General features: G+C 45.7%; 21 protein-coding genes. 16 read left to right on the plus strand and 5 right to left on the minus strand.

Annotated elements, in window-relative coordinates; genetic code table 11:
• Window positions 1-113: 113 nt before the first annotated feature.
• From CEG13_RS16980 to CEG13_RS17035, 12 genes are all read left to right on the plus strand, one after another.
• The gene (locus CEG13_RS16980; protein WP_100013084.1) at window positions 114-2168 is read left to right on the plus strand and encodes a catalase; all 2055 of its coding nucleotides are present in this window, start codon (window positions 114-116) and stop codon (window positions 2166-2168) included.
• 164 nt (window positions 2169-2332) lie between these two features.
• Entirely contained in the window at window positions 2333-2689 is a 357-nt protein-coding gene (locus tag CEG13_RS16985; protein ID WP_100013085.1) for a DUF2606 family protein, read from the plus strand.
• A 141-nt stretch (window positions 2690-2830) separates the two neighbouring features.
• Window positions 2831-4876: a catalase gene (locus tag CEG13_RS16990; protein WP_100013086.1), complete on the plus strand. Its 2046-nt coding sequence runs from the start codon at window positions 2831-2833 to the stop codon at window positions 4874-4876.
• Between the two features lie 473 nt (window positions 4877-5349).
• Window positions 5350-6528, plus strand: coding sequence for an Alp7A family actin-like protein (locus tag CEG13_RS16995; RefSeq protein ID WP_100013087.1), 1179 nt, complete (start codon window positions 5350-5352; stop codon window positions 6526-6528).
• Between the two features lie 9 nt (window positions 6529-6537).
• Window positions 6538-7098, plus strand: a complete 561-nt coding sequence (locus CEG13_RS17000; protein ID WP_100013088.1) for a hypothetical protein — start codon at window positions 6538-6540, stop codon at window positions 7096-7098.
• A gap of 113 nt (window positions 7099-7211) precedes the next feature.
• Window positions 7212-7754 (plus strand): RNA polymerase sigma factor, encoded by a 543-nt coding sequence (locus tag CEG13_RS17005; protein WP_239984696.1) that lies wholly within the window; start codon window positions 7212-7214, stop codon window positions 7752-7754.
• Window positions 7726-8457 carry a hypothetical protein gene (locus CEG13_RS17010; RefSeq protein WP_100013089.1) on the plus strand — a complete coding sequence of 244 codons (732 nt, stop codon included), beginning with the start codon at window positions 7726-7728 and terminating at the stop codon, window positions 8455-8457. Before CEG13_RS17005 ends, CEG13_RS17010 begins: the two co-directional genes overlap by 29 nt.
• A gap of 262 nt (window positions 8458-8719) precedes the next feature.
• The gene (locus CEG13_RS17015; protein WP_100013090.1) at window positions 8720-9925 is read left to right on the plus strand and encodes a carboxylate--amine ligase; all 1206 of its coding nucleotides are present in this window, start codon (window positions 8720-8722) and stop codon (window positions 9923-9925) included.
• Window positions 9922-10659 carry an aspartate/glutamate racemase family protein gene (locus CEG13_RS17020; RefSeq protein WP_100013091.1) on the plus strand — a complete coding sequence of 246 codons (738 nt, stop codon included), beginning with the start codon at window positions 9922-9924 and terminating at the stop codon, window positions 10657-10659. The genes CEG13_RS17015 and CEG13_RS17020 overlap by 4 nt, the downstream gene beginning before the upstream one ends.
• A 240-nt stretch (window positions 10660-10899) precedes the next feature.
• Window positions 10900-12378, plus strand: a complete 1479-nt coding sequence (locus CEG13_RS17025; protein ID WP_100013092.1) for a UDP-N-acetylmuramyl-tripeptide synthetase — start codon at window positions 10900-10902, stop codon at window positions 12376-12378.
• 26 nt (window positions 12379-12404) lie between these two features.
• Complete coding sequence (locus CEG13_RS17030) at window positions 12405-13892, plus strand: UDP-N-acetylmuramoyl-L-alanyl-D-glutamate--2,6-diaminopimelate ligase (protein ID WP_100013093.1); 1488 nt, start codon at window positions 12405-12407, stop codon at window positions 13890-13892.
• Window positions 13893-13958: 66 nt separating this feature from the next.
• The gene (locus CEG13_RS17035) at window positions 13959-14183 is read left to right on the plus strand and encodes a hypothetical protein (protein ID WP_100013094.1); all 225 of its coding nucleotides are present in this window, start codon (window positions 13959-13961) and stop codon (window positions 14181-14183) included.
• A gap of 41 nt (window positions 14184-14224) precedes the next feature.
• Here the strand turns inward: CEG13_RS17035 and CEG13_RS17040 are convergent, their stop codons facing one another.
• Window positions 14225-14974: a class I SAM-dependent methyltransferase gene (locus tag CEG13_RS17040; protein ID WP_100013095.1), complete on the minus strand. Its 750-nt coding sequence runs from the start codon at window positions 14972-14974 to the stop codon at window positions 14225-14227.
• Between the two features lie 230 nt (window positions 14975-15204).
• Between CEG13_RS17040 and CEG13_RS17045 the strand changes: the two genes are divergently transcribed.
• Together CEG13_RS17045 and CEG13_RS17050 are read left to right on the plus strand one after the other, a co-directional pair.
• Window positions 15205-15837, plus strand: coding sequence for a DUF421 domain-containing protein (locus tag CEG13_RS17045; protein WP_100013096.1), 633 nt, complete (start codon window positions 15205-15207; stop codon window positions 15835-15837).
• Window positions 15838-15920: 83 nt separating this feature from the next.
• Complete coding sequence (locus CEG13_RS17050) at window positions 15921-16781, plus strand: MBL fold metallo-hydrolase (protein WP_100013097.1); 861 nt, start codon at window positions 15921-15923, stop codon at window positions 16779-16781.
• A gap of 88 nt (window positions 16782-16869) precedes the next feature.
• Here CEG13_RS17050 and CEG13_RS17055 read toward each other — a convergent pair whose 3' ends face one another.
• Together CEG13_RS17055 and CEG13_RS17060 are read right to left on the minus strand one after the other, a co-directional pair.
• On the minus strand, window positions 16870-18462 hold the full coding sequence (locus CEG13_RS17055; protein WP_100013122.1) for a BCCT family transporter: 1593 nt from the start codon (window positions 18460-18462) through the stop codon (window positions 16870-16872).
• A 388-nt stretch (window positions 18463-18850) separates the two neighbouring features.
• A complete protein-coding gene (locus CEG13_RS17060; protein ID WP_100013098.1) occupies window positions 18851-20110 on the minus strand; it encodes a hypothetical protein in 1260 nt (419 codons plus the stop codon).
• Between the two features lie 113 nt (window positions 20111-20223).
• Here CEG13_RS17060 and CEG13_RS17065 point away from each other — a divergent pair, with 113 nt between their 5' ends.
• Window positions 20224-21282: a MerR family transcriptional regulator gene (locus tag CEG13_RS17065; RefSeq protein WP_100013099.1), complete on the plus strand. Its 1059-nt coding sequence runs from the start codon at window positions 20224-20226 to the stop codon at window positions 21280-21282.
• Window positions 21283-21382: 100 nt separating this feature from the next.
• On the opposite strand, the gene CEG13_RS17070 is transcribed toward CEG13_RS17065, so the two are convergent.
• Window positions 21383-21850, minus strand: a complete 468-nt coding sequence (locus CEG13_RS17070; RefSeq protein ID WP_100013100.1) for a YndM family protein — start codon at window positions 21848-21850, stop codon at window positions 21383-21385.
• Window positions 21851-22162: 312 nt separating this feature from the next.
• On the minus strand, window positions 22163-23161 hold the full coding sequence (locus CEG13_RS17075; protein WP_100013101.1) for a DUF3231 family protein: 999 nt from the start codon (window positions 23159-23161) through the stop codon (window positions 22163-22165).
• A 186-nt stretch (window positions 23162-23347) separates the two neighbouring features.
• Between CEG13_RS17075 and CEG13_RS17080 the strand changes: the two genes are divergently transcribed.
• A complete protein-coding gene (locus tag CEG13_RS17080; RefSeq protein WP_100013102.1) occupies window positions 23348-23536 on the plus strand; it encodes a hypothetical protein in 189 nt (62 codons plus the stop codon).
• The last annotated feature ends 25 nt before the right edge of the window (window positions 23537-23561 follow it).

Below are 23561 nucleotides of genomic sequence, written 5' to 3' on the forward strand. Positions count from 1 at the left end.
TGTGATTTTTTTCAAAATAATTATGGAGAAAAATCCTTTTCGTTTTTTTATAGAATAAGCCGTTTTGGGCAATCTAACCAACAGGTAAGAAATGATAGAAAGGGGCTCACGTGATGAGTGATGAGAAGAAAGTGAATGAAAAGACCAAACAGGAGCAGCTGGAACAATATAAAGTCGATGATTCGAATAAGAAGATGACCACCAATCAGGGGCTGAAGGTGTCCGAGGATGAACTTTCCCTAACAGCGGGGGAACGCGGTCCCACCTTGATGGAGGACTTCCATTTCCGGGAGAAAATGACGCATTTTGATAATGAGCGGATCCCAGAGCGGGTCGTTCATGCTCGCGGATTTGCTGCACATGGCTATTTTGAAGCCTACGAATCGATGGAGCAATACACGAAAGCAAAATTTCTATCAGAGCCAGGGAAAAAGACCCCCACGTTCACTCGATTCTCTACGGTTGTTGGGCAACGCGGGTCAACAGATATTCCGAGAGATGTGCGCGGTTTTGCGACGAAATTTTATACCGAAGAAGGAAACTATGATCTGGTTGCCAACAACATGCCGATCTTTTTCATTCAGGACGCAATGAAATTTCCGGATATTGTCCATGCGATCAAGCCGGAGCCGCATAATGAGATCCCGCAGGCTACTGCTGCGCATGACACCTTCTGGGATTGGGCGGCCAATAATCAGGAATCCGCCAATCAGATCATGTGGCTGATGTCGGACCGCGGTATACCGAAAAGTTTTCGGACCATGGAGGGTTTTGGGATTAACACGTTTCGTTTTGTCAATGGAGAAGGAAAATCCCATTTTGTCAAATTTCACTGGAAGCCGAAACTGGGTGTCCATTCCGTGGTCTGGGATGAGGCACAGAAAATTTCCGGGAAAAACCCTGACTTCAACCGGCAGGATCTGTATGATCAAATCGAAATGGGCAACTTTCCGGAATGGGAGCTTGGCGTGCAGGTCATTGAGGAAAAGGATGAATTTGCTTTCGATTTTGATATATTGGATGCGACAAAGTTCTGGCCCGAAGAGGATGTGCCGGTTAAGATCGTTGGTAAATTGACGCTGAACCGAAATGTCGATAACTTCTTTTCCGAAACAGAGCAAGTTGCTTTCCACCCCGGGCATGTGGTCCCAGGAATTGACTTCTCCAATGACCCATTGCTGCAGGGAAGGCTATTCTCTTACACAGACACGCAGCTTATCCGCCTGATGGGGCCGAATTTTCATGAGATTCCCATCAACAGGTCCGTTTGTCCGTTCCATAATAATCAGCGTGAAGGCTATCACAGGCAAACCATCAACAAAGGGCCGGTAGCTTACCATAATAATTCCCTCTCTAATAATCACCCGAAACCTGCGACAGAGGCAGAGGGAGGTTATGTGCATTATGAAGAGAAAGTGGAAGGGAGAAAAATCAGGCGGAGAAGTGCCAGCTTTGAGGATCATTTCTCGCAGGCGAAACTCTTCTGGAATAGCATGAGTCCTGTGGAGCGGAAACATATCATTGACGCTTTTAGCTTCGAGGTTGGAAAGGTGAAAAGTATGAATGTAAGGCAGCAAGTTGTAGAAATGTTTGCAAACGTTGATACAGAGTTAGCCACAGCTTTTGCCACTAATATTGGTTCACAGCCGCCGTCAACAACCGGATCTTCTGTGACGAAATCATCGCCCGCGGTGAGCATGGCAAATACGGTAAAAACGGCGTTAACGAGGAAGGTTGGCGTGATAATAAAAGATGGCTTTAATGATACAGCGGTCACGGATATTTTGCACGGACTGCATGCGAATGGGATTGTATATGAAATAATCAGCGGCAGGCAGGGTATGCTCAAAGGTACAAGCGGCAAAGAACTGATGGTTGACCACTCATTTATCACCACGGATTCCGTGCTGTATGATGCGCTCTATATCGTTGGCGGTAGCGATGAGGACGATGAATTCCAACAAAATGCTACGTATTTTGTAAAAGAAGCGTTCAAGCATTATAAGCCGATTGGAGCAACAGGAGCTGGCGCCAAATTGCTGGACGAATATAGCATGCTGGGAAGTCCTGGGGTAGTGAGTGGCAATGACCAGAAGTTTGTCAATGAGTTCACGGAGGCAATTGCTGCTCATAGGCATTGGGATAGGGTAATTGTTACGGATAAATAGGAGGACGGGAGGGTGAGCCTCCCGTTTTTTGATTCTGGATGTCGTTAGTTTGTTGTGACATGTACACGTTTATCATTTGTATTTACAAATTTTAGAATCATTGCTAAGCTACATGTATAATAGACACAGCTTTCGATAATACTCCGAGTTGGAAGGAATAAATTATGAGGCAATCTTTATGTTTATTTTTTCTTTTTGTTATCCTTTTGGCAGGTTGTCAAGAACAACAATCCAACCAATCTGATGATAATAGTGAAATTGAAGAGGAGTTTGTGACTTTTCATGTTGTCGATGAGAATAAAACACCTTTAAGCGATGCGGAAATTAGTCTTGGCAGGATAGGCGATGGAGAATACGGGATAATATTAAAACCTACTGATAAGAACGGTAAGACAACAGCGACTTTGATTGTTGGAGAGAAGTACGAGGCCTCCATCCGGTCAAATAGGAAAATAAAAAATCCAGGTTTCACTATTTCTGCTAACAAAGAAGATAATGAAATAACATTGGTAGTTAATTAACTTAATAAGATAAAGGAATGTTTAGCATAAAGTCACCATACGGCGGCTTTTTTCTTTTGCAAATACCACTTTCAGTTTATCCCACTTATATACCGGGAAGACAATAGACTGTAAATTATTATCTAAAGGAGGAACCGTTTCGTGAGTGATAAGCGCAAAGTAGACGGCAAAAGCAAGGACAAGCAGCTGGATGAGTTCCGAGTGGATGATAAGGGCAAGAAGATGACAACGAATCAGGGCCTCAGGGTGTCAGAGGATGAATTCTCGCTGAAAGCAGGCGAGCGCGGCCCGACACTGATGGAGGATTTTCATTTCCGGGAAAAAATGACACATTTTGACCATGAGCGCATTCCGGAGCGGGTGGTTCACGCACGTGGTTCTGCTGCCCATGGCGAGTTCGAATTATATGAATCAATGAAACCCTATACCAAGGCAAAATTTTTGCAGGAGCCAGGAACGAAAACACCGGTGTTTGTGCGGTTTTCTACGGTAGCTGGTGAGAAAGGGTCAATTGATTTAGCTCGTGATGTCAGGGGTTTTGCCACGAAGTTTTACACAGAAGAAGGAAATTACGACTTAGTAGGCAATAACATACCGATCTTTTTCATACAGGATGCCAATAAATTCCCGGATCTGGTGCACGCCGTGAAACCGGAGCCTCACAATGGCATTCCGCAGGCTGCTTCTGCACATGATACATTCTGGGATTTCGTCGCCAATAACGAGGAGATTGCCCACATGATCATGTGGCATATGTCTGACCGTTCCATCCCTAGGAGCTTCCGGATGATGGAAGGGTTTGGTGTTCATACATTCCGTTTTGTCAATGACGAGGGCAAGGCCTTCTTTGTCAAATTCCATTGGAAGCCAAAACTTGGCGTCCATTCGGTTGTCTGGGATGAGGCACAAAAAATTTCCGGGAAAAATCCGGACTTCCACCGGCTTGATCTGTATGAGGCAATTGAAAATGGGAATTACCCGGAATTTGAGTTCGGCGTACAAATTATTGATGAAGAAGATGAACATAAGATGGATTTCGACATCCTGGATCCGACAAAAATCTGGCCGGAAGAGGATGTGCCGGTGAAAATCATCGGGAAAATGACGCTCAACCGTAATATTGATAATATATTTGCAGAAACAGAGCAGGTGGCATTCCACCCAGGACATGTGGTTCCCGGCATTGATTTCACCAACGATCCTCTGCTGCAGGGACGCCTGTTTTCTTACACAGATACACAGCTGATCAGGCTTGGCGGTCCGAACTTCCATGAGCTGCCGATTAACCGTCCGGTGTGCCCGTTCCATAACAACCAGCGAGAGGGCTACGGCAGACAGACGATTAATACTGGGCAGGTAAGCTACCATAAAAACTCGCTTGCTGACAATACACCGACTCCTGCGAGCGAGGAAGAGGGCGGCTATGTTCATTATCCTGAAAAAGTAGAGGGACGGAAAGTTCGAGCCCGCAGTGACAGTTTCAAAGATCATTTTTCTCAGGCAGTCTTGTTCTGGAATAGCATGAGCGATCCGGAGAAAGAGCATATCAAAGCAGCATTCAGCTTTGAGCTTGGGAAGTGTGATAGCAAGGATGTTCGTCAGCAAGTCGTGGACATGTTTGCCAACGTTAATCTGGGGATGGCCCAGGAAATAGCAGGGAATATTGGCGTGAAGGAACCGACAGAGGGCGGTTCTGATATTACGAAAGAGTCACCGGCACTCAGTCAGCTGAACACAGCGAAAACGCCAGAGTCTCGCAAAGTTGCGGTGCTGGTGAAAGATGGCTTTAACGATTCTGAAGTGAACAAGGCGGTGAAAGGGCTGGAAGAGAAGGGCATGGAGCCTGAATTTGTCAGTACGAAGCAGGGCCCTGTTAGTGGCGCTAACGGCAAAGAGGTGGAAGCATTGCATCGCTTCGACACGGCAGATCCCGTCCTGTTTGATGCAGTTTATGTCGCCGGTGGAGCGGAAATGGATAAAAAGTTCATGCAGAATGCCGGACATTATGTATCAGAAGCATTTTCCCACTTTAAACCAATAGGCGCTACGAATGAAGGAAAGCAAGTGCTTGATGATGCGTATACCAACGAGCCTGGCGTAATTACCGAAGATGATGTGAATAGATTCGTTACCAGGTTTGCTGACGCTGTCAGTCAGCATCGTTTCTGGGAACGTGAAACAGTTTAATAAATATGGAATAGAAAAAAGAGATAGGGTTAATTTTCCCTTGTCTCTTTTTTCTGTTTGCGGGGATGTAACAGGCATCCTTTTTTGTGTAAACACATTTTGTATGCATGTTTACAAGATTGTTTTCTTTTGCATACAAAAATGTTTTCTTGTACACAAAAACGTGTAAGCATTGATTATTCAACGTGTGCATGAATGTATGCAAGTAAACGAAAAAGTAAACAAGAAAACGAAAAAGCACGCAAAGAAAAATCATGATTGATTAATAATGGAAAAACTATTAATCTATAGATAGAACGTATTTATCGCAGGTTAACAGGCAGTAGCCCCCCACCTTAAAAATAGAAACAGACCGAATATTGTAGGGGGGAACTGCTTGTAAAAGCCCGATTGGTTCAACTAACATTCAGTGGGAAAACCGCAAAGCCCCCACTGAATGAAGTTTCACTTTATCTTGAGAGGAGTTAACAAACATGGCAAAATCAAGAATTGCTGCTGTTGATGTAGGAAACGATGCTTTAAAGGCAAATTTCGGGAAGCTGGAGAATGATCTATACATACCAAATGTGATTGCACAGGATATGGAGGATCGTCCGGTTATCGGAATAGAAGAATTGGATGAAAAAGATGTACTGGATAATCTCCATATCCGTGTCCACTCCCCAGCCCTGGAAGAAAACAATGCGGTATACCGTGTAGGGAATCTGGCCACCAAGAGTGGGAACTCCACGGAACTCGATCCGGGAGGCAGCAAGTCAGAAGAGGATCAGACGCTTGTGATGTTGTTTGCTTCCATTGCACTGGACGCAGTAGAAAGCGGCGCCTTTAAACCGGGCAAGAAAGACGTAATTGATGCCAATTACACATTAGGCACAGGGCTGCCGCTTAGAGAAGTAAAAGAAGGAAAAGATGTGGGCTACCGTTCCCAGCTGCTTGGCTCTGTTCATCAGGTGGAATTTCTCGTCACTCCAAAGCATCAAGGGAAAAAGGTAAACATTAAATTTGATGAAGTGAAAGTCTATCCAGAGGGCTTTGCCGCTTATGTCAACTTGATTATGGATAATGAACTGAATGTCATCAACAAGGAACTGATCGACAAACAAATTCTGATCCAAGATATCGGCGGCCTGTCAACAGATATCGCGGTCATTCGCAACCGCAATGTGGATGATGACAAGGCCCAGGGCTTCAACTTGGGTGTATCGGAATCACTGGAGGAAATTCGCGAGGAGATCCGCACGAAACATGGTGTCGAGCTGGACAGCCGCCGTGATGTGGTTGATATTATCACCCGTAAAAACGACCGTCACCATATCATGGTCAAAGGCAGCCGCACCAATGTGCATAATATTACCGACCATATCCTCTTAGAACTGGCGAAAAAAGAATACCGCTATCTAAGAAATGTCTGGCAGAAAAATTCACAGGCGGAAATCTGCTATTTTGTCGGCGGGGGTTCTGCTGTATTGAAGGATTATCTGAAGGCGCTGAACAACAAGCTGGACGGTTACAATATCGAATTTTTCGAGGACGAGCAGGAAAGCATCTGGATGATGGCCAATGCTTACTATAAGCTGATCATGGATTTTGTACGCAAATCGCAAAAAGCTGACAACAAGGAAAACGAAGCAGCAGCAACCAAAGAATCGTAGGGTGAGACGATGGTAAACAAACGGATTGAACGGGGGCAGTCAATTACTTTCCGCGTTCCCTCTGATACCCCGGATTATCTATTGAAACAATTACAGCAGCTGAAAGAAACCGAGCGGAGGAATTTTTCCAGTGCCATTGCCCAATATGTGCTCAAAGGCGTGAATGAGACGTCTTCCAGGGAAAAGGAAACGATCACGATCCCCATGCCCAAGCAGCTGACCAAGGAACAGAAAAGTTGGCTGAAGCATGAGCACTCTGAAGCGCTGATTGGCACTATCCTCTATCACTTGCTGAGTGACCCCATGCGTGCGACTACGCTGCTGGCCGGTCTGAACAGCAACACGACTAATATTGAGGAGGCCCTGTATCTGCAAGAATCAGAGCTGCCTCAGGAGGCTGCTGCTACTGCCGAACCGGAGCAACCGCAGCCCAAGCAAGCAACAGGTGCCTCACTGGATGATGTAGACCTTGATATTTTACAGGGTGATCTTCATGGAGAGCAGGCAGAAACAGTGGAAACAGAGGAAGAAGATCCATTGGGCGACTTTTTCTCAAGCATGAATAAATAAGGACAGAGACTGGTTTGAAAGATATTTTCTTTCAGACCAGTTTTTTTATCTTAAAAACGCAACCTCCAGCACATTCATCCGTCTTAAAGATGAAGGACGAAAGGGGGATCCTATTGCCGAGTGAAGATACAGTGCAAAAATACATTATAGAGTGGTATGACATGTACAGCATGGCGATATACAAGTATATCGTGAAAATGCTAAATGATGTGCAGCAGGCGGAAGATATAACGCAAGAGACATTCATAAGAGCATACAAATATATGAAAAACGAAAGATCAGTAAACAACCCAAAAACGTTTTTGTACCGTACTGCTCACAATCTCACGGTAGACCATATAAGAAAGCACTCCCCCATCCAGCTATTCAAGGACGTATTTTTTGAGAGGGAAGACAGTCGAGCATCAATTGAACTGATCGTTGAGGGCAGAGAGGAATCGGAACACGTGTTTGAAGACCTGCTGTCACTAAAAACGACTTACAGGCAAGTAATTATACTGCGGAAAGTGGAAGGTTTCTCAATTAAAGAAACAGCAAGCATTCTGAGGTGGTCTGAAAGCAAAGTGAAATCAACGTTATTCCGTGGACTTGGCAAATTGGAAAGCAGACTCAGTGAGGAGGGTGTATATGACAAAACAGGAAGAAAGGAATTTTGAGCATACCCTGGGAAATCTGAATACGAAAATTGGATGGAGCGAAGACAGGCAGCAACAAGTCCGGCGGAGGTTAGCAGCCCAGCTTAACGATACAAATTCCCCGGAAAAGGCGAGTCGGATTAGAAGATATATGGCGCCTGTGCTTGCTTTTATAATGCTTCTTGCGGTAACTGGGGTATTCTTCCTAAGCGAGGTGACGGATCAGCCTATTGCAGAGCAGGGGACACCCAAACAGAGCGCAGACAATAGGGGGACTGATCAGATACAGATTAGCGAGGCAGAACAAACGGCCATTGAGGAGATTGAGGCGGGAGGTTTTGAAGTTAGATTGCCAACATACTCGCCAATAGAACAAACAGAAGCAGTCAATATTCGTCAAAGACCAACTGGGAATGTCCCGCATGTATCGGTACAATACATCAACAAATATAAAGAAGATGTGTTCACCTTCCAACAAGAAAAAATAAGTAAGGTAAGTGAAACATACAGAAAAGAAAGACTCAGTCAAATGGAGGCTGATTCAGACCGGCAGCTGGAATGGGATGATTATCCAATCTATTACACGAAAAAAGGCGGAACGAAGACCCTGAAAATGGTAAATATAGTTACCCCTCAGTATGCTTTCACACTTGCCTCCTATAGGCTCACTGCAGAGGAAATAATAGAAGTGGCAAAGTCAATTCCATTAGCCGACCTTAATTAAATTTACTTTACAGAAATAAGCGGTTATCCCTATATACTTTGGATAATCGCTTATAATTTTTGAAACCTTTTCTAACCACAAACGTCATATTAACCAAGCAACCCATCAGGAACAAAATGGAAAATAAATGTAGAAAATAGTAGAAATAGACTAGTTCTATTGCTGTGTACGTGCTAGAATGAAAGCACTTTCAAAAGCAGTCAACATAGATAAACAAAAAAACAGATAGAGAGAGAAAAAAATCTATTAATGGAGGGGTCAAATGTTAAACAAAGCCGTGATCTTAGGGACTAATTACTATATTGGTCTGAGCACTATCCGCTGTTTAGGCAAACATGGAATACACACGGTTGCTGCGGATTATTCAGAGGAGGAACGTTACGGGGCGCTGTCCAAACACTGTTCCGAGAAAATTATCGTGCCGCATTACAAACGGGAACCAGATAAACTTGTCGAAGCGCTAATTGAATTTGCTGGAAAGCAGAAAGAAAAGCCGGTGCTCATCCCTTGCCATGACTCGTATGTTGAGGTGGTAGACGAGTATTTGCCGCAACTGAAAGAACATTATTTCATCCCGCAGACAGAGCAGGGGCTTTATACGCGTGTCATGAACAAAGAAACCTTGCATGCGCTCGCCATGGAAAAGGGAGTCAAGGTGCCGGAGACTGTAAGGTTGGATGACGCTGACTTTTATCAAAAGATCGAAAGCACCATTGGCTACCCATGTCTGGTTAAGCCAGTCGATTCTCCTACATTCGTGGCCAGATTCCGCAGAAAGCTGTTTAAAGTGCACACAAAGGAAGAACTAAATGAGGCCTTGAAGAAGGCAGGGGATGCTGAGCTGGAAGTGATCGTGCAGCGGATCATCCCAGGGTTTGATGACCACATGTATACCTTTGATGCCTATTTGAACCAGGACGGCAAGGTAACGAACTGGGTCACCTGCCAAAAATTCCGCCAGTATCCGATTAATTTTGGGGCCTCAGTATACACCATTCAAAAACATGTCCCGGAAGTCGAGAAGATCGGAACAGCTTTTCTTGAGGCTATCGGCTATAAAGGATTTGCGGAGATCGAATTCAAAAAGGATGCAGAAACCGGCGATTTTTACCTGATTGAAATCAATGCCCGCATCACGAAGTTCAACAGCATGCTTGCCAAAGTAGGGATGAATGTTCCTCACATCAAATATCGTGAACTGACCGGCAATCCTCTCCCGGCAAAAGGGCTGGAGAAAAACACCAATACTGCATTCTGGTACAGCTATGAAGACATGCTGGCAGTCAAAGCGTATATACAGACAGAACAATTGTCAGCAAGGGACGTGCTGAAAACCTATTTCCGACCAAAAGTCTATGCCATCTGGGATTGGAAGGATCCGAAGCCAGCCATTTCATTTACTAAAATGACACTCGGGAAAATCTTAAACCGGCCTGCTAACAGGAAAAAGAAGTTGGCAAAACAATGACAGGAAAGCGTCTCGGAGTACTAGGCGGCATGGGGCCTATGGCGACATCCGTCTTTTTTGAAAACATGGTGAAGAAAACAAAAGCCGAAGCAGATCAGGAGCATATTGACACAGTGGTGCTAAACCACACAACATTGCCTGACCGTACGGACGTCATTCTGGAGCAGAAAGAAGAGGAGTTCCTGCAGGCGGTGGAGAAAGATCTGAGGCTGTTTGAGCAGGCAGAGGTTGCTAATATCGCAATTCCCTGTAATACCTCGCATTACTTTATGGAGCAAATGCAGGAAATGACCAGACTTCCGATTATCAATATGGTGGACGAGACGGTCAAGCATATTGCCAATGTATATGGAAAAGGGGCGAAAGTGGGGATACTGGCAACAGATGGAACGATCAGCACCGGTGTTTATCAGGAAAGCTGTGAGAGACATCAACTGCTGCCATGGACGCCGGATGACCAGAATCAGGAGAAGATCATGCGGCTGATTTATCATTACAAACAGGATAAACCTGTTCAGCCTGATGAGGCAGAAGTGATTATGCAGCAGTTAATTCAACAGGAAAAGTGTACTTGTCTTATTCTCGGTTGCACTGAGTTATCCTGCATAGACTGGAGTGACACTGTCTATCCCTACTGTGTAGACGCTCTGGAAATGCTAGTGGATCGGTCTATTCGGCTTTCCGGAAAACATGTAAAATCGCTCAGTCCCTTTAAAAATATAGTGAACGTTTAAAACAACCCTCACTCTAATTGAAGAGTGAGGGTTGTTTATTTTTTCCATGTAATAAAAGGTGTCACCCTTCAGATACAGAAAGATTGGAGATGGCCAGGCAGCCTATGATATAATAAAGCAGTTATAATCGAATCATCACGTACATAAGCAGTCATTGAAATCCCAAATAAACCAGTCATCACACGAACATTTATAAAAAGTCAAAGCGATCAGAGATGAGAATGAGGAGGCAAGCAGTACATGAAAGTAAAAGAATTATTTCGCTCCATTGATTTAGTCGGGGGGCCGGATATGCATGATATCGAGGTTTCCGGAATCTCCTACCACTCACAAAAAGTGGAACCAGGGCATTTGTTTGTCTGTATCCGGGGATATAAAACCGATGGCCATAAATATCTGCAGGATGTGAAAAACCGCGGAGCAGAAGTGGCCATTGTGGAGGAAATCCAGGATCATATTGACATCGTGCAGTACCAGGTAAAAGATGCCCGCATTGCGCTTGCACGGCTTGGCGCGGAATTTTACGGCCGGCCATCAAGCAGCATGAAGATGATCGGCATTACGGCCACTAATGGCAAGACAACGACCTCTTATATGGCCAATGAAATTTTGGAGAAAGCCGGGCTGACAACTGGGCTGATCGGTACGGTTAATGTAAAAAACGGGAATCAGTCGATTCCGTCCGAGCTGACCACACCGGAATCACTGGATCTGCAGTATTTCTTGAAGGAAATGGTGGGAAACAATGTCTCGCATGTGACGATGGAGGTTTCCTCTGCAGCAATGGAGATGCATCGTGTGGAAAGCGTAAATTATGACATTGTGACATTGAACAATATAAGTGAGGAACACGTTGATACGCATGGTTCATTTGAACGCTATTTTGAAGTGAAATCCCGCTTGATTCGGGAAGTATCAGCAGAAAGTACGGCGGTGCTGAATTTGGATGATTCCTATTCTGCATCGTTGATTGACCGGACAGAGGCGCAGGTTGTTACTTTTGGCATCGAGAATGAGGAAGGGAATATACGCTGCCGGAACCTGGATCTTTCAACAGGGCGGGCGAGATTCACTTTTGAGATTGTCAAAGGATTTTCCGCAAAGGACCAGACCGTGGAGCCAGGCTCATTCGAGGTGGAACTTTCGGTACCCGGACTGCATTCCGTCTATAATTCCATGGTCGCCATTACGATTGGACTGTTAAATGGAATTCCTGTTGCAACGATTCAGGCGGCGATGAAAGAATTTAACGGCGTTCCGCGCAGGTTCCAATTCGTTTATGAGGATCGTTACAAAATCGTTGATGACCATTTTGCCAATCCGGGGAACATCGATGTGACTCTGGAAACCCTAAATAAAATGGACTATAACCAGCTGCATATGGTGTATGCGATTCGCGGCCAGCGCGGTCCTGGGATCAATCGCGATAATGCTGAAGTGATTGCCAAGTGGGCAGGGGACTTGGGACTTAAGCACATCACCGCAACCAGAAGCGAGACCCACACGACTTCGAAAGATAAGGTGACAGACGCAGAAGTTGAGGCGTTTATGGAAGTAATGGATCATGCCGGCATTAACGTCACAATGTATAAAGAACTGCCAGATGCGATTGTCGAGTCGCTTACCGAGGCAGGGGAAAATGACCTCGTCCTGCTCGCCGGATGCCAGGGAATGGATGACGGGGCAGAAATCGCAACAGAGTATCTTCGAAAAAATTAAAAATGTCATTGAAAGAAGTGTTGGCTATGCAATTGGCATCGATTGTAAAAGAACTGGAATATGAGTCCGTACAAGGGGATTTAGCAAAAGAGATTACAGGGGTTGCCTGCGATTCCAGGGAAGTCCTTCCCGGCAATCTGTTTGTTGCGATTTCCGGTTTCACCTCTGATGGGCACAAATATGTAGGGGAAGCCGTGAAACGAGGGGCGGCGGCAGTTATCGTGGAAAGAGAGGCGGTGTCCTCCGACGCAACAGTCACCATGATACAAGTGAAGAACGCAAGGCTCGCTTTAGCCAAGGTTTCCGCACATTTTTATCAATATCCGTCGGAAAAGCTAAATATGATCGGGATCACTGGCACGAACGGAAAGACATCGACCGCCTATTTTTTGCAATCTATTCTCGAAGCGACCGGCAAATCGACGGGGATCATTGGCACGATCGGCACATTAATTAATGGTGAGCTGCTGGAAACAAAGAATACGACCCCAGAGTCGCTGCAGCTGCAGCAGTTCTTTTCCGAGATGGAAAAAAGAGGGGTGAGCGACTGTGTGATGGAGGTGTCGTCCCATGCGATAGACCTTAAGCGCACGGCATATACCACATTCCACACCGGCGTGTTTACCAATTTATCGCCAGACCACCTGGAACTGCACAAGAGCATGGACGAATATTTTCATGTGAAAGCAAAGCTGTTTGACCAGACATACGGATTTAACGTCATCAATATGGATGATCCCTATGGGCAAAAATTGGTGGAAAAGGTGCGCGGGAAGGAACCAGCTGTGGTTACCTATGGACTGAACCCGACTGCAGATATCTATGCTTCTGACATTGATTATTCCTTTGAAGGCACTACATACATGGTGAACACGCCAACCGGAAATTTTAAGGCAAAAGTGAATTTACCCGGGGAAATTTATGTGTATAACTCGTTGGCTGCTGCTGCCGCTGCCTATTGCAGCAACATTTCGTTTGAAGTGATTCAGCAGGGGTTGAAAAATGTGGCCGGGATCAAAGGGCGGTTGGAAACAGTGTACTCGAGCGGCGATTACAAGGTAGTCGTGGACTTTTGTCATACTGAGGATGCGCTGGAAAAAGCACTCAAAACCATCCGACCTTATGTTAAGGGTAAACTGATTTTAGTTTTCGGCGTCTATGCAGATGAGAGTGAAAGCGGCAGGGAGAAACGCAGTGGCATGGCACGGGTGGCAGCAACCTATGCCGATCTCTCTGTCGTCACATCGGACAACCCTAAGCATCATGATCCCAAGCTGATTATCCGGGAAATTTCCCAGGAAATGAAAGCAAACGGCGGTAATTATCATGCATTCCTTCACCGGAAAGAAGCGATTGAATATGCGGTACGAGTTAGTAATGAGGATGATGTTATTCTTATAGCTGGCAAGGGGCATGAAACAACACAAATCGTCGGTGATCAGGAAATTCCTTTTAATGAGAAGGAGATTGTGATGGAAGCGTTGAGGGCGAAAGAGAAGCGGGTGAAATTGTAGTGGACAAGCTTGGCAGAACAAGCCCTTGTGTTTCTTGTTGGCTTGTCAAACAAAGGGGGGGAGACGTTGAAAATATTGAGGACACTAAATCTCATTCTTGCAATTTTGGTTGTGGGCATTGCTTTTTACCATTTTTTTATCGAGAATATCCATTATTCCGCAATGATCTTTGTCTTTTTGCCAGTCATGTTTTTACTATTTGGAATCGAGAAGATCTATGACAAGCAACAGAAGATGGGTTATTTTTATATTACTACAGCGGCTATCATGTTTTTTACTGTCATCCTATGATGCAAGAATCGTTACTTTAGCAACAATTCTTGCATCATCCATCAACCCCACTTCAGCTTAGCCATAAACATCATCGCCTCACCGAGCGGCACTTGTTCCCGGTAGCTGCCCTGCTCATAATCCATTGCCCCGCCAGGTTCCAAGTCCACAAGCACCAGATTAATATCCTTCATCAACAGCTGCAAATCGGCTGGGGAATAGCATCTTAGTGACTGCTTGATACTTTCTTCCTTATCACCAGTCTGCCACCATGTATCTGTCATCCGGGATCCTTCTGCGTCAAATCCGTAGTGTCTTGATATATCGCCCATTTGCATTTCCTGCCCGGCCGTGGCCGCCCAGTACCATGGTGTATAGATGTCAATCAAAGCGACACCGCTCGGCTTGAGCCAGTCGGCTATCCGCTGCAGGAGTTGTTGCTGATCCGCGTCTTTCCCAATGCCAAAGCCGTCCCAATAACAAATCACATCAAATCGTTCACGGAAAACCACCTTATAAAAGTCCGCCTCCAGCACGCGGATATGCTGCTCGACCTGATGCTCTTCGGCCAGCTTTTCAATATGTCGGACAGCAGCAGGGGCGATGTCAATAACGGTTACCTCATACCCTCGCTTGGCTGCAGCAACTGCAAATTGCCCTGGTCCGCCGCCCAGTTCCAAAACTTTTGTCCTCTTATTTTCCTTGTGGCGCACCATTTTATCCACCAAGTCATCCCTCAGTCCATGCAAATCGGCTCCTGAATCGATCGACCAGACTAGCTGCTGATGGTAAAAATCTTTTGTCCATTCCATGTAAAAGCCCTCCTTAAAATGTCATTCCTGATGAGGTGTCTTTTCCATTAGAAATTCAAAATGCACATGCCAATCCTCCTGAAAAAACGGAATATTTATAACTCAATTTACAGTACTGGAGACTCTTATTGCAAGCAAACTGTCCGCTTAATTTATTGCCCGGGGAATAATATAGCCGGGGGACCGGCAAACTAAGATGACATATATTTTGAGAGAAAAGGTTGGATCATATGGAACTGGATTGGATATGGAAAGCGGCAGTGATCATTGTCGGCGGAACGTTTCTTTTACGACTGGCGGGAAGAAAGTCCATCTCACAAATGACGCTGGCACAGACAGCCATCATGATTGGTATTGGTTCATTGCTCATTCAGCCGCTTGCTGGGGAAAATGTCTGGCTGACTCTGGCAGTGGGGGCAGTTCTTGTATTGTGTTTGATTGTGATGGAATATTTGCAAATTAAGGGAGACTTTTTTGAAAACCTGATTACTGGAAAATCCAAGATACTGATCGAAGATGGTGTCATTCAGGAAAAAACATTGAAGCGACTGCGGCTGACAACAGATCAGCTGGAAATGAATTTGCGACAGCAGAATGTTTCCCGGATCAGTGACGTGCAATGGGCAACACTCGAGCCGAACGGACAGGTGGGATATTCATTAAAACCGGATGCTCAGCCTGTAACGAAAAAAGATTTGCAGCAGCTGGAGAATAAACTGGATCAATGGATGGCGTACTATGCTCAGCAGGAAGGCCAAATAAATGTGAACAATACGCCTCTGCCGCCCGACCAGCAGGAGGATTTGTTTGCTGAAATTAAGCGGAAGAGGCATAAAAATACGCCACCGAAGCATCTCCAGTGATTCTTTTGTCTGCCGTGTCCCATAGGTTTAATAAGCAATCTGAACGGGGATAAAATAACAACGTGAAAAATGGAGGGACGAAAATGGTAGACAACCCGAAAGACGATAATCTTATGCCAATGACTTCGGTGGGCAGTGGCAATGTAACGATGGTCGCAAGCAATGTGCATAGCTACACCAACCAGATCGTGAATTTATGCTTTATTGGCGAACCTGGCGAGCCTAATAACTGGGTGCTAGTTGATGCTGGCATGCCGAAATCAGCGGAGAAAATTGTCGGGGAAGCAGAGGAACTTTTTGGCCAGGGTGCCAAGCCAAAAGCGATCATCCTGACGCATGGACATTTTGACCATGTAGGTGGAGTCGCCGAACTGGTAAAGAAATGGGAGGTCCCGGTCTATGCTCACAGTCTGGAGATACCTTATCTGCACGGGGAGACGAGTTATATGGAGCCAGACCCAAGTGTTGCCGGCGGTCTGATTGCCAAATTGTCGGGGTTTTTCCCGAATGAGCCAATTAATCTGGAAGGCTACGTGCATGCCTTGCCAGCGGATGGATCGGTGCCGGAACTGCCGGAATGGCGTTGGCTGCATACCCCTGGACACACTCCCGGCCATGTATCGCTATTCCGGGAATCCGATCAGACGCTGATTGCAGGTGACGCTTTTACCACCGTCAAGCAGGACCAGATGTTTGAAGTAATAAAGCAGGAAAAAGAAATCAACGGCCCGCCGGTTTATTTTACACCTAATTGGCGAGATGCCCATCAATCCGTGCAGAAATTGGCTGCATTACGCCCTGCATTTGCCGTGACGGGTCACGGGCAGCCAATGGCAGGACCGGAATTGATTACAGGATTAACGGACCTTTCGAATAACTTCAAGTCCAAAGCAGTGCCGGAACATGGTAAGTATGTGGATGATGATGAGGGCACATATATGTAATGAAAAATAGGCTTGTCGACCAGTGACGAGTCTTGTTGCAGGATAAAAGAGGAACTCCAGCCGTAACAGGCTGGAGCTCCTCTTTAATTTATTTATCGCTGCTGTCTCTCTTTTCCTTAGGATCTGCTTTTGTCAGATGAATGGTTGGCGGCTGATAGTTCTTCGATGCCTTAAGGTCATCGCTGGAAGCCTTCATGAACGACCATCCCAGCATGAACATGATGAAAATAATCGGGAATCCGGAAACGATACTTGCGGTCTGCAAGGTCTCCAGTCCGCCAAGATACATCAGCACCAGCGGCATAATACAGAGAGCAAATGCCCAAAACAGACGGTGCCAGCGTAATGGTTCACCTGCTTTGACCTCCTTCTGTGCCACTGCCGCCAAGATATAGGAAGCAGAATCGAAGGTAGTGGCTAAGAAGATGATCGCCAGAACGGTGAAGACGATGACAATCAGTTTTGCTAATGGCAATTGATTAAGAATCTCAATAATCGTTGCCGGCGCGCCATATTCGTTCATAAATCCAATGACATCAAACGCTCCGGTCAGCTGCAAATACAGTCCAAAGTTCCCCATGATCCCGAAGAACAGGATGCAGCCGAGCGTCCCGTACATCATTGTGCCGATAATCATCTGTTTGACAGTACGTCCGCGGGAAATCCGTGCAACGAAAAGCCCGACAAATGGTGCGTAAACGAGCCACCAGGCCCAATAGAAGACAGTCCATGTCTCAGGAAATTTGCTGTCTGCAGTATCAGGAAGATTGCCTTGCGGTTCCAGCCAGGTGGACATGCTGAAGAAGTTGTCAAGAATCAGCCCGATACTGGTAAGTGTCTGCTCACTAATGAACACGGTCGGTCCAAATACAAAAATAAACGCGAGCACAAACACAACAAGCCACAGGTTAATGTCACTTAATACTTTAATCCCCCTGCGCAGTCCGGAATACGAACTGACCGCAAAAATAGCGGTACATATCAAGAGAATCACGGTTTGCAGTCCAAGGGTCACCGGAATACCGGTAATGTCACTAATCCCCTCGGCAATCATTGGCGTTCCGAGTGCCAAAGTTGTACCAGCCCCGCCAAGTAAACCAAAGATGAACAGCACATCAATCAGGGGGCCAAGCGGTGTGTCGACACGTTTGCCGAGCACCGGCCGGACTGCCTCACTGATTTTCAATACCGGACTCCTTCTGACATAATAGAAATAAGCAATCGGCAATGCCGGCAATGTATAAATCGCCCAGGCAATCGGACCCCAGTGAAACATCCCGTAAGCAGCAGCCCAATCGACGGCTTCTTTGGATCCTGGCTCGACACCGAATGGCGGTCCCTGATAATAGTAGGCCCACTCAATCATTCCCCAGTAAAGGATACTCGAGCCGATCCCCGCGGAAAACAGCATTGCCGCCCAGGACAGGTTGCTGAATTCCTTTGGCTGATCCCGCTTGCCCAATTTGACCCGGCCATTTTTACTGAAGGCGACATAGATCAGGAAGAAAAATGCTCCGATACCCACGATCATATAGAGCACGCCGAAGTTCCCGGTTACAAAGGTATTTGCCATATTGATGACAACATCCCCTGCCTCCGGGAAGAGTACGAGCGGTATGGTTACACCGAATAAAACAACTAAGGCGCCGATAAATGTGGGCCAGTCAATGATACGGTTCATATCTGTAAACATCCTTTCTTTTTTGTACCACGCAATCATCTTGACATCCGACAGTTTTGCAACTTATTAAGCCTAGCAAATAATTCCTGTTTCGACAAACGGCCGTATAGCCATTCACGTGTTAAACTTCCTCAATTATTGCGCATGAAAGGGGGCACGCTTGCGTTTTCCTTAGTATGCTCAATATAACTGTATAAACTAGGGTTTTATGAAATTTGTTGAGGTTGTAGGGGTGGGCAGGTGCTGAAATCTCAAGGAAGATACCGGAGTTTGCGGTGCAGATGCCGAAGTTTACGGTGCAGATGCCAAAGTTCGACATCATTAGTTATAAAGCAAGAAGATAATGCGGAAGTGAATCGGCCAGAACCCGAGAGTTCTGACCAAGGCTTTATTTATCCACAGGAAGCAGCTCACCCGTAACAGCATCCACAACATATCCACAATTGAGCTTTCCACACAGCACATAACACTGCTGCTGTTTTTCATAGACATACATTGGCCGGGCGGAGAGAGAATTGCTCAGTTTCTCAAAAGCTGTTTCTCGGGAAATTTTCGCCGGCTCTGCTTGCCTGTAATCCGACAGCATATTCAGGAGTGCTTGATCATCCATGTAATTTACCACGGCAAATGTTTCTTGATCCAGAAACAATTTCAATCTCCGTTCGATCACCCGGTGGCCCGGAACAGCTGGGGTCACCACCACAATAATATACCGGCTTACCCGCTGCATGCCAGCAGCCTTCCACTTTCCGCTGTCATCAGGGAATTCCTGTTGGAGAAAATGGATTGCTCCTTCTATTGCACGCGTCTGGTCTTCCGCAGTTATCGGCAGTAATGCGGGGTCAGGCACTTCTGCCAATGCTTCTTTTGCCGTCACCTCATTTGCCAAATCAATGTCTTCCGTTTGGAAAGCTGACTTCACCGGTTTTTCCCATTCCAATACTTTATCAACGGGGACGTGGCTATGCCAGACAGTACCCTGTTCCATGGGCAGTGTTGTTGCTCCATCATTGGAAAGAAAAATTTCTTCCATCCCATAAACTTGCAGCCAGCGCCCTTCCTCTTCAATCGGGATTTCCAGCAGCTTGCATTGCTTGTCCGCCACGAGTTCAACTTTTTCCGGTGTTAAATTGAACGGTTCCCAGTTAATCTGTGATTCATCAGGAAAAACCCCATAGATCGAAAAATGCACCAATTGCCCATCGTTATTAAATTTAATGTGGATAAATCCGCCTGGGTGAACAGGAATGTTATCCACAGCTGCCTCGAATTCCAAAGCAAGTTCTTCATCTTTTAAAAGACGGAACTGGCGGCCGAATTCCAGCCCGGTCATTTCCTCGACCCATTCAATCGCCGCTTCCTTATCCGATGCAGGAAAACCTTCATGGGTGGCAAGGTTCACTTCCTCGCTAAATGTGATCCGCTTAAGTTCCCTTGTATGCAGATCAATGTCAATGCTCGCCGTGCCTTCAGGATGGTGTCCATCTGCTGCAGCTTCTCCGCCGGGGATAAACTCTAGGTTTAATATATAAGATGTGCGGTCTGCGCCAGCGATTTCACGGAAAATTTGCTGTTGGTGCAGCTGGTAAGCACCTAATCCAAAGGTTTGTTTTACATCTTCTATTACTTCCTGCAATTTTTCTTTCATTGTGCTCCCTCGCTCTGTTCATGAGTTTTTTTCAGTATAACATTCTAATTCCACGGAAAAAAATGCTTTACCTTTACCTTGGGTGAAGGTTTATAGTAGTAACAGAGGGGGAGATGGATTTGTATATAAAGGATGCGGCCAAACTGCTGCAGACAACAACTCGTGCGATTCGCTTTTATGAGGAGAAGGGACTCATTTATCCACAGAAGGCTGTGGATAATAATTATCGTTTTTTTACAGACCAGGATCTTTTGCGGCTCCATACGATTTTAGCTTTGAGAGAAATTGGCATCCCAGTGCAGGAAATTAAGCAGCTATTGAGCGAGGAAGGAATGAATACCCGAAAGTATTTGGACATCCAGCGGGCGGCACTGTTTGAGAAGTGGCTGGAAATCCGCGATATGCTTGGCACAATTGATGGAATGGTTGGGCGGACAGAATATAGTGATTTTTCCATGAAAGATATCCACAAACTTGCTCAGCATCTGAAAAATTTAAAAGAACAGCGTAAAGGCTGGGTGGATAAATGGGATTTCGACAGCTGGGCAGACAATTTCGACAGTCATATCAAGCAGGAGGGGCATGGTTTTAATGTCCATCAGGGGTATGACGAGGCACTTGCAAAAGTTGTTCAGCTAGTCGAACGGAAAGAAAATGCACTGGTTGTGGATATCGGTGTGGGTACAGGAAATTTAGGTGCGAAATTTCTGCAGAACGAGGGCTCCAGGGTGATCGGTGTGGATCAGTCAGATGAAATGCTGCTGGAGTGCAAGCGCGCCCATCCGGAGATCGACACACGAAAGGGACATTTTCTGGCGCTGCCGCTGCTGGATGAACAGGCTGATGCGATTGTCTCCAGCTATGCATTGCATCACCTGCCCGATAAGGAAAAATTGCTGGCACTGGAGGAGATGACCCGTGTGCTCAAGGCAGGCGGGCAAATTTGCATTGCTGATTTAATGTTTGTGGATAAATCGCATCGCAAGGAAGTAATGGATGAACTGCAGGCGGCTGGAAATACAGAGGCGATTGCAGCGATTGAGGATGAGTATTATGCGGATTGTTCAGTGCTGATAGACTGGTTGCTAGGTCACGGGTATTCTGTGGATAGTTGGCAATTGAATGATATTCTGGGGATAATTTATGCCAAGACAGAGGGGGAGAGATATTAAAGGGGAGCAGTAAGGGGATAAGTGACATCAGATGCCACCCTCGCCTGCTGCTCCCTCACTTTTTGTCTTCAAGAACACTCTCAGCGTAGGAGGAAGCTGCTTATTTCTTCCGTCTCCGCTTCCGCCGCTTCTTCCTGATATCATACACATTATTCTCCCGTGAAAACTCCGTCTGCATACGATACAGCTTATTCGATTGAAATTTATGCTCTTTCTCCTCAGGCTTAAGGATCTTTTCCATCATATAAATGTGAAAGACAGCTTCACTGATCGCCAAGAAAAACGCGACAAACAGAGCCATGGTGAATGCAGGGATATCACTGCCGATGAAAAGAACGCTCAGCAGCCAGACAGTGCCGGTGGCTAGAACGAAATCGCTGATTGTGGCCGCGATATTACCGAAATTTGGGAGAATCCATAAATCGCCAATCAGATAAGCTGCTCCTGTGACAATTGCGCTGATCCAGAACATTTCCATAATGCTTGCTGTCTCAAAAATCCCCAGAATGGAATACACAACTGTTACAGCAACGATAAATTTGATGGCAAGTGCTTTGAGGTGCCTCATGTTGTCAATCCTTTCTCCAGTACTTTGCTGTTATTAGTATTTGAATTTCTAAATAAAATATCCCGACGATGTATTTACCAATTAAACAGGTGCTGCTGATTATAGAGATCCAGCTTTTCCTCTCTACCAGGAATTTTCGTTGCTTGAGCGATCAGGATTTTAGATCTTTAGAATCGGTTTATCTATCAGCTCTCTTTTGTCCATGAGCATGGCTCTCGCTTACATTTCGAGTGTTTCCCGAACAACTTTTGACTTTGATAACGCTTTCTCTCTCCGCTACAACGGTCGATTCGCGCGCATGACGGATTAACCTCACTTCACCAGATTATTACGATCTTCCATCTGCGGCGGTTCTTCCATCCAGCCGTTCTTGGCCATGAGTTTTCCGCCCTCATGGGAGTATGTCAAAATATCTTTTGCAGTCCCCATTAACGTAAATGGCAGGTCGCTTCGCATGCTGAAGGCTGTGCCGATGGCGTTGTTCCCCAGGGCAAAGCTGCAGAACAGGCTTGTGCAATACATCATTAATTTATCGGAAAATGGTGCTGTTTTTGATGTGGTTACATTGCCGCCGCTGGGTAGCTGTGGCTGGATGTCACTATTAAGCAGCTGTTCGGAATAATCGTCAATGATTTTTTTTGCGAGGTCTTTTCCCTTTTGAAAATACTTGCGGACCTCTGGTTCATTTGCAACCTGGGAAAATCCGGTGATCATCCGCATACCGATGCTGTTTGACTCAATCGAAAAATGGATATAGCCCACTTCTATTGTATTTAATGTACGTTTGCTGGAAAAAACGTTGAATCCTTTCATATAACGGGGGCTTTCCGCAAATTCCACTTTTTTTGGCATGGTAACAGGAGGCGAGGCAGGAAGCAGTGCATGTTTTTGCAGGTAATCCACACATTGATCATAGACGCTCTGGGTAAATCCTGTCAGTTCCTTGTACAGCATGACGATATCCTTTCTAAAGGACAAATTCAGGTGAAGGGTGTGCATCCCCATGCTGATTTCTTTCAGCAGCCGGAGAAACATGATGTCAAATCCATTATCATACAGCTTCGGCACCCCGGGATGAACGTCTTCCTCCGTATAGCCGATCGGAATCACCGCACCTTCTTCCCGGAAAATTCGTTTAATATCATCGACATACCCCGCTGCTTTTTCGTGGGTATCCTTCATAATTTCTTTCGCTTCGTCATCATCCGCCTGTTCGATAAAATATTCCAGTATGCGCAGAATCATCGTTTTTTGCTGAAATGTCATCCATAATGTCCCTATTTCACTTGAACTTAAAGGTTGAGTTTTCAAGCTTTTTCACCTTGCTTTCTGTTGAATATAGGCCGGGCTGGGTGGCTCATACAGCCATCCATTTTAATATTCGGCAGAACGGTGATTCTTATACGATTTTGATTTTATGAAAAAACGGCTATCTGCGTTATAATAAAAGGAAAGAAAAGTCATCAGCGTACATAGCATCAAAAGGGGGAAGTTTCGTTGAATGAAAAAGAAGAAGTGATTCAGCTGATCCGCAACTTGCCGGAAAACGCTACAATGGAAGATATTCTTCACGAATTATATGTCCATATAAAATTCCAGCATGGCACACAGGAAATGAACAATGGAAAGCAGCCCAGCCAGAACCAAAAACCGGCCCGCACAAAATCGGGCCGGTGGCTGCATTAAATAGAAAAGGAGCCTGCCAGGGCTC

Source organism: Lentibacillus sediminis (assembly GCF_002763455.1).
Taxonomy (GTDB): Bacteria; Bacillota; Bacilli; order Bacillales; family Amphibacillaceae; genus Lentibacillus_D; species Lentibacillus_D sediminis_A.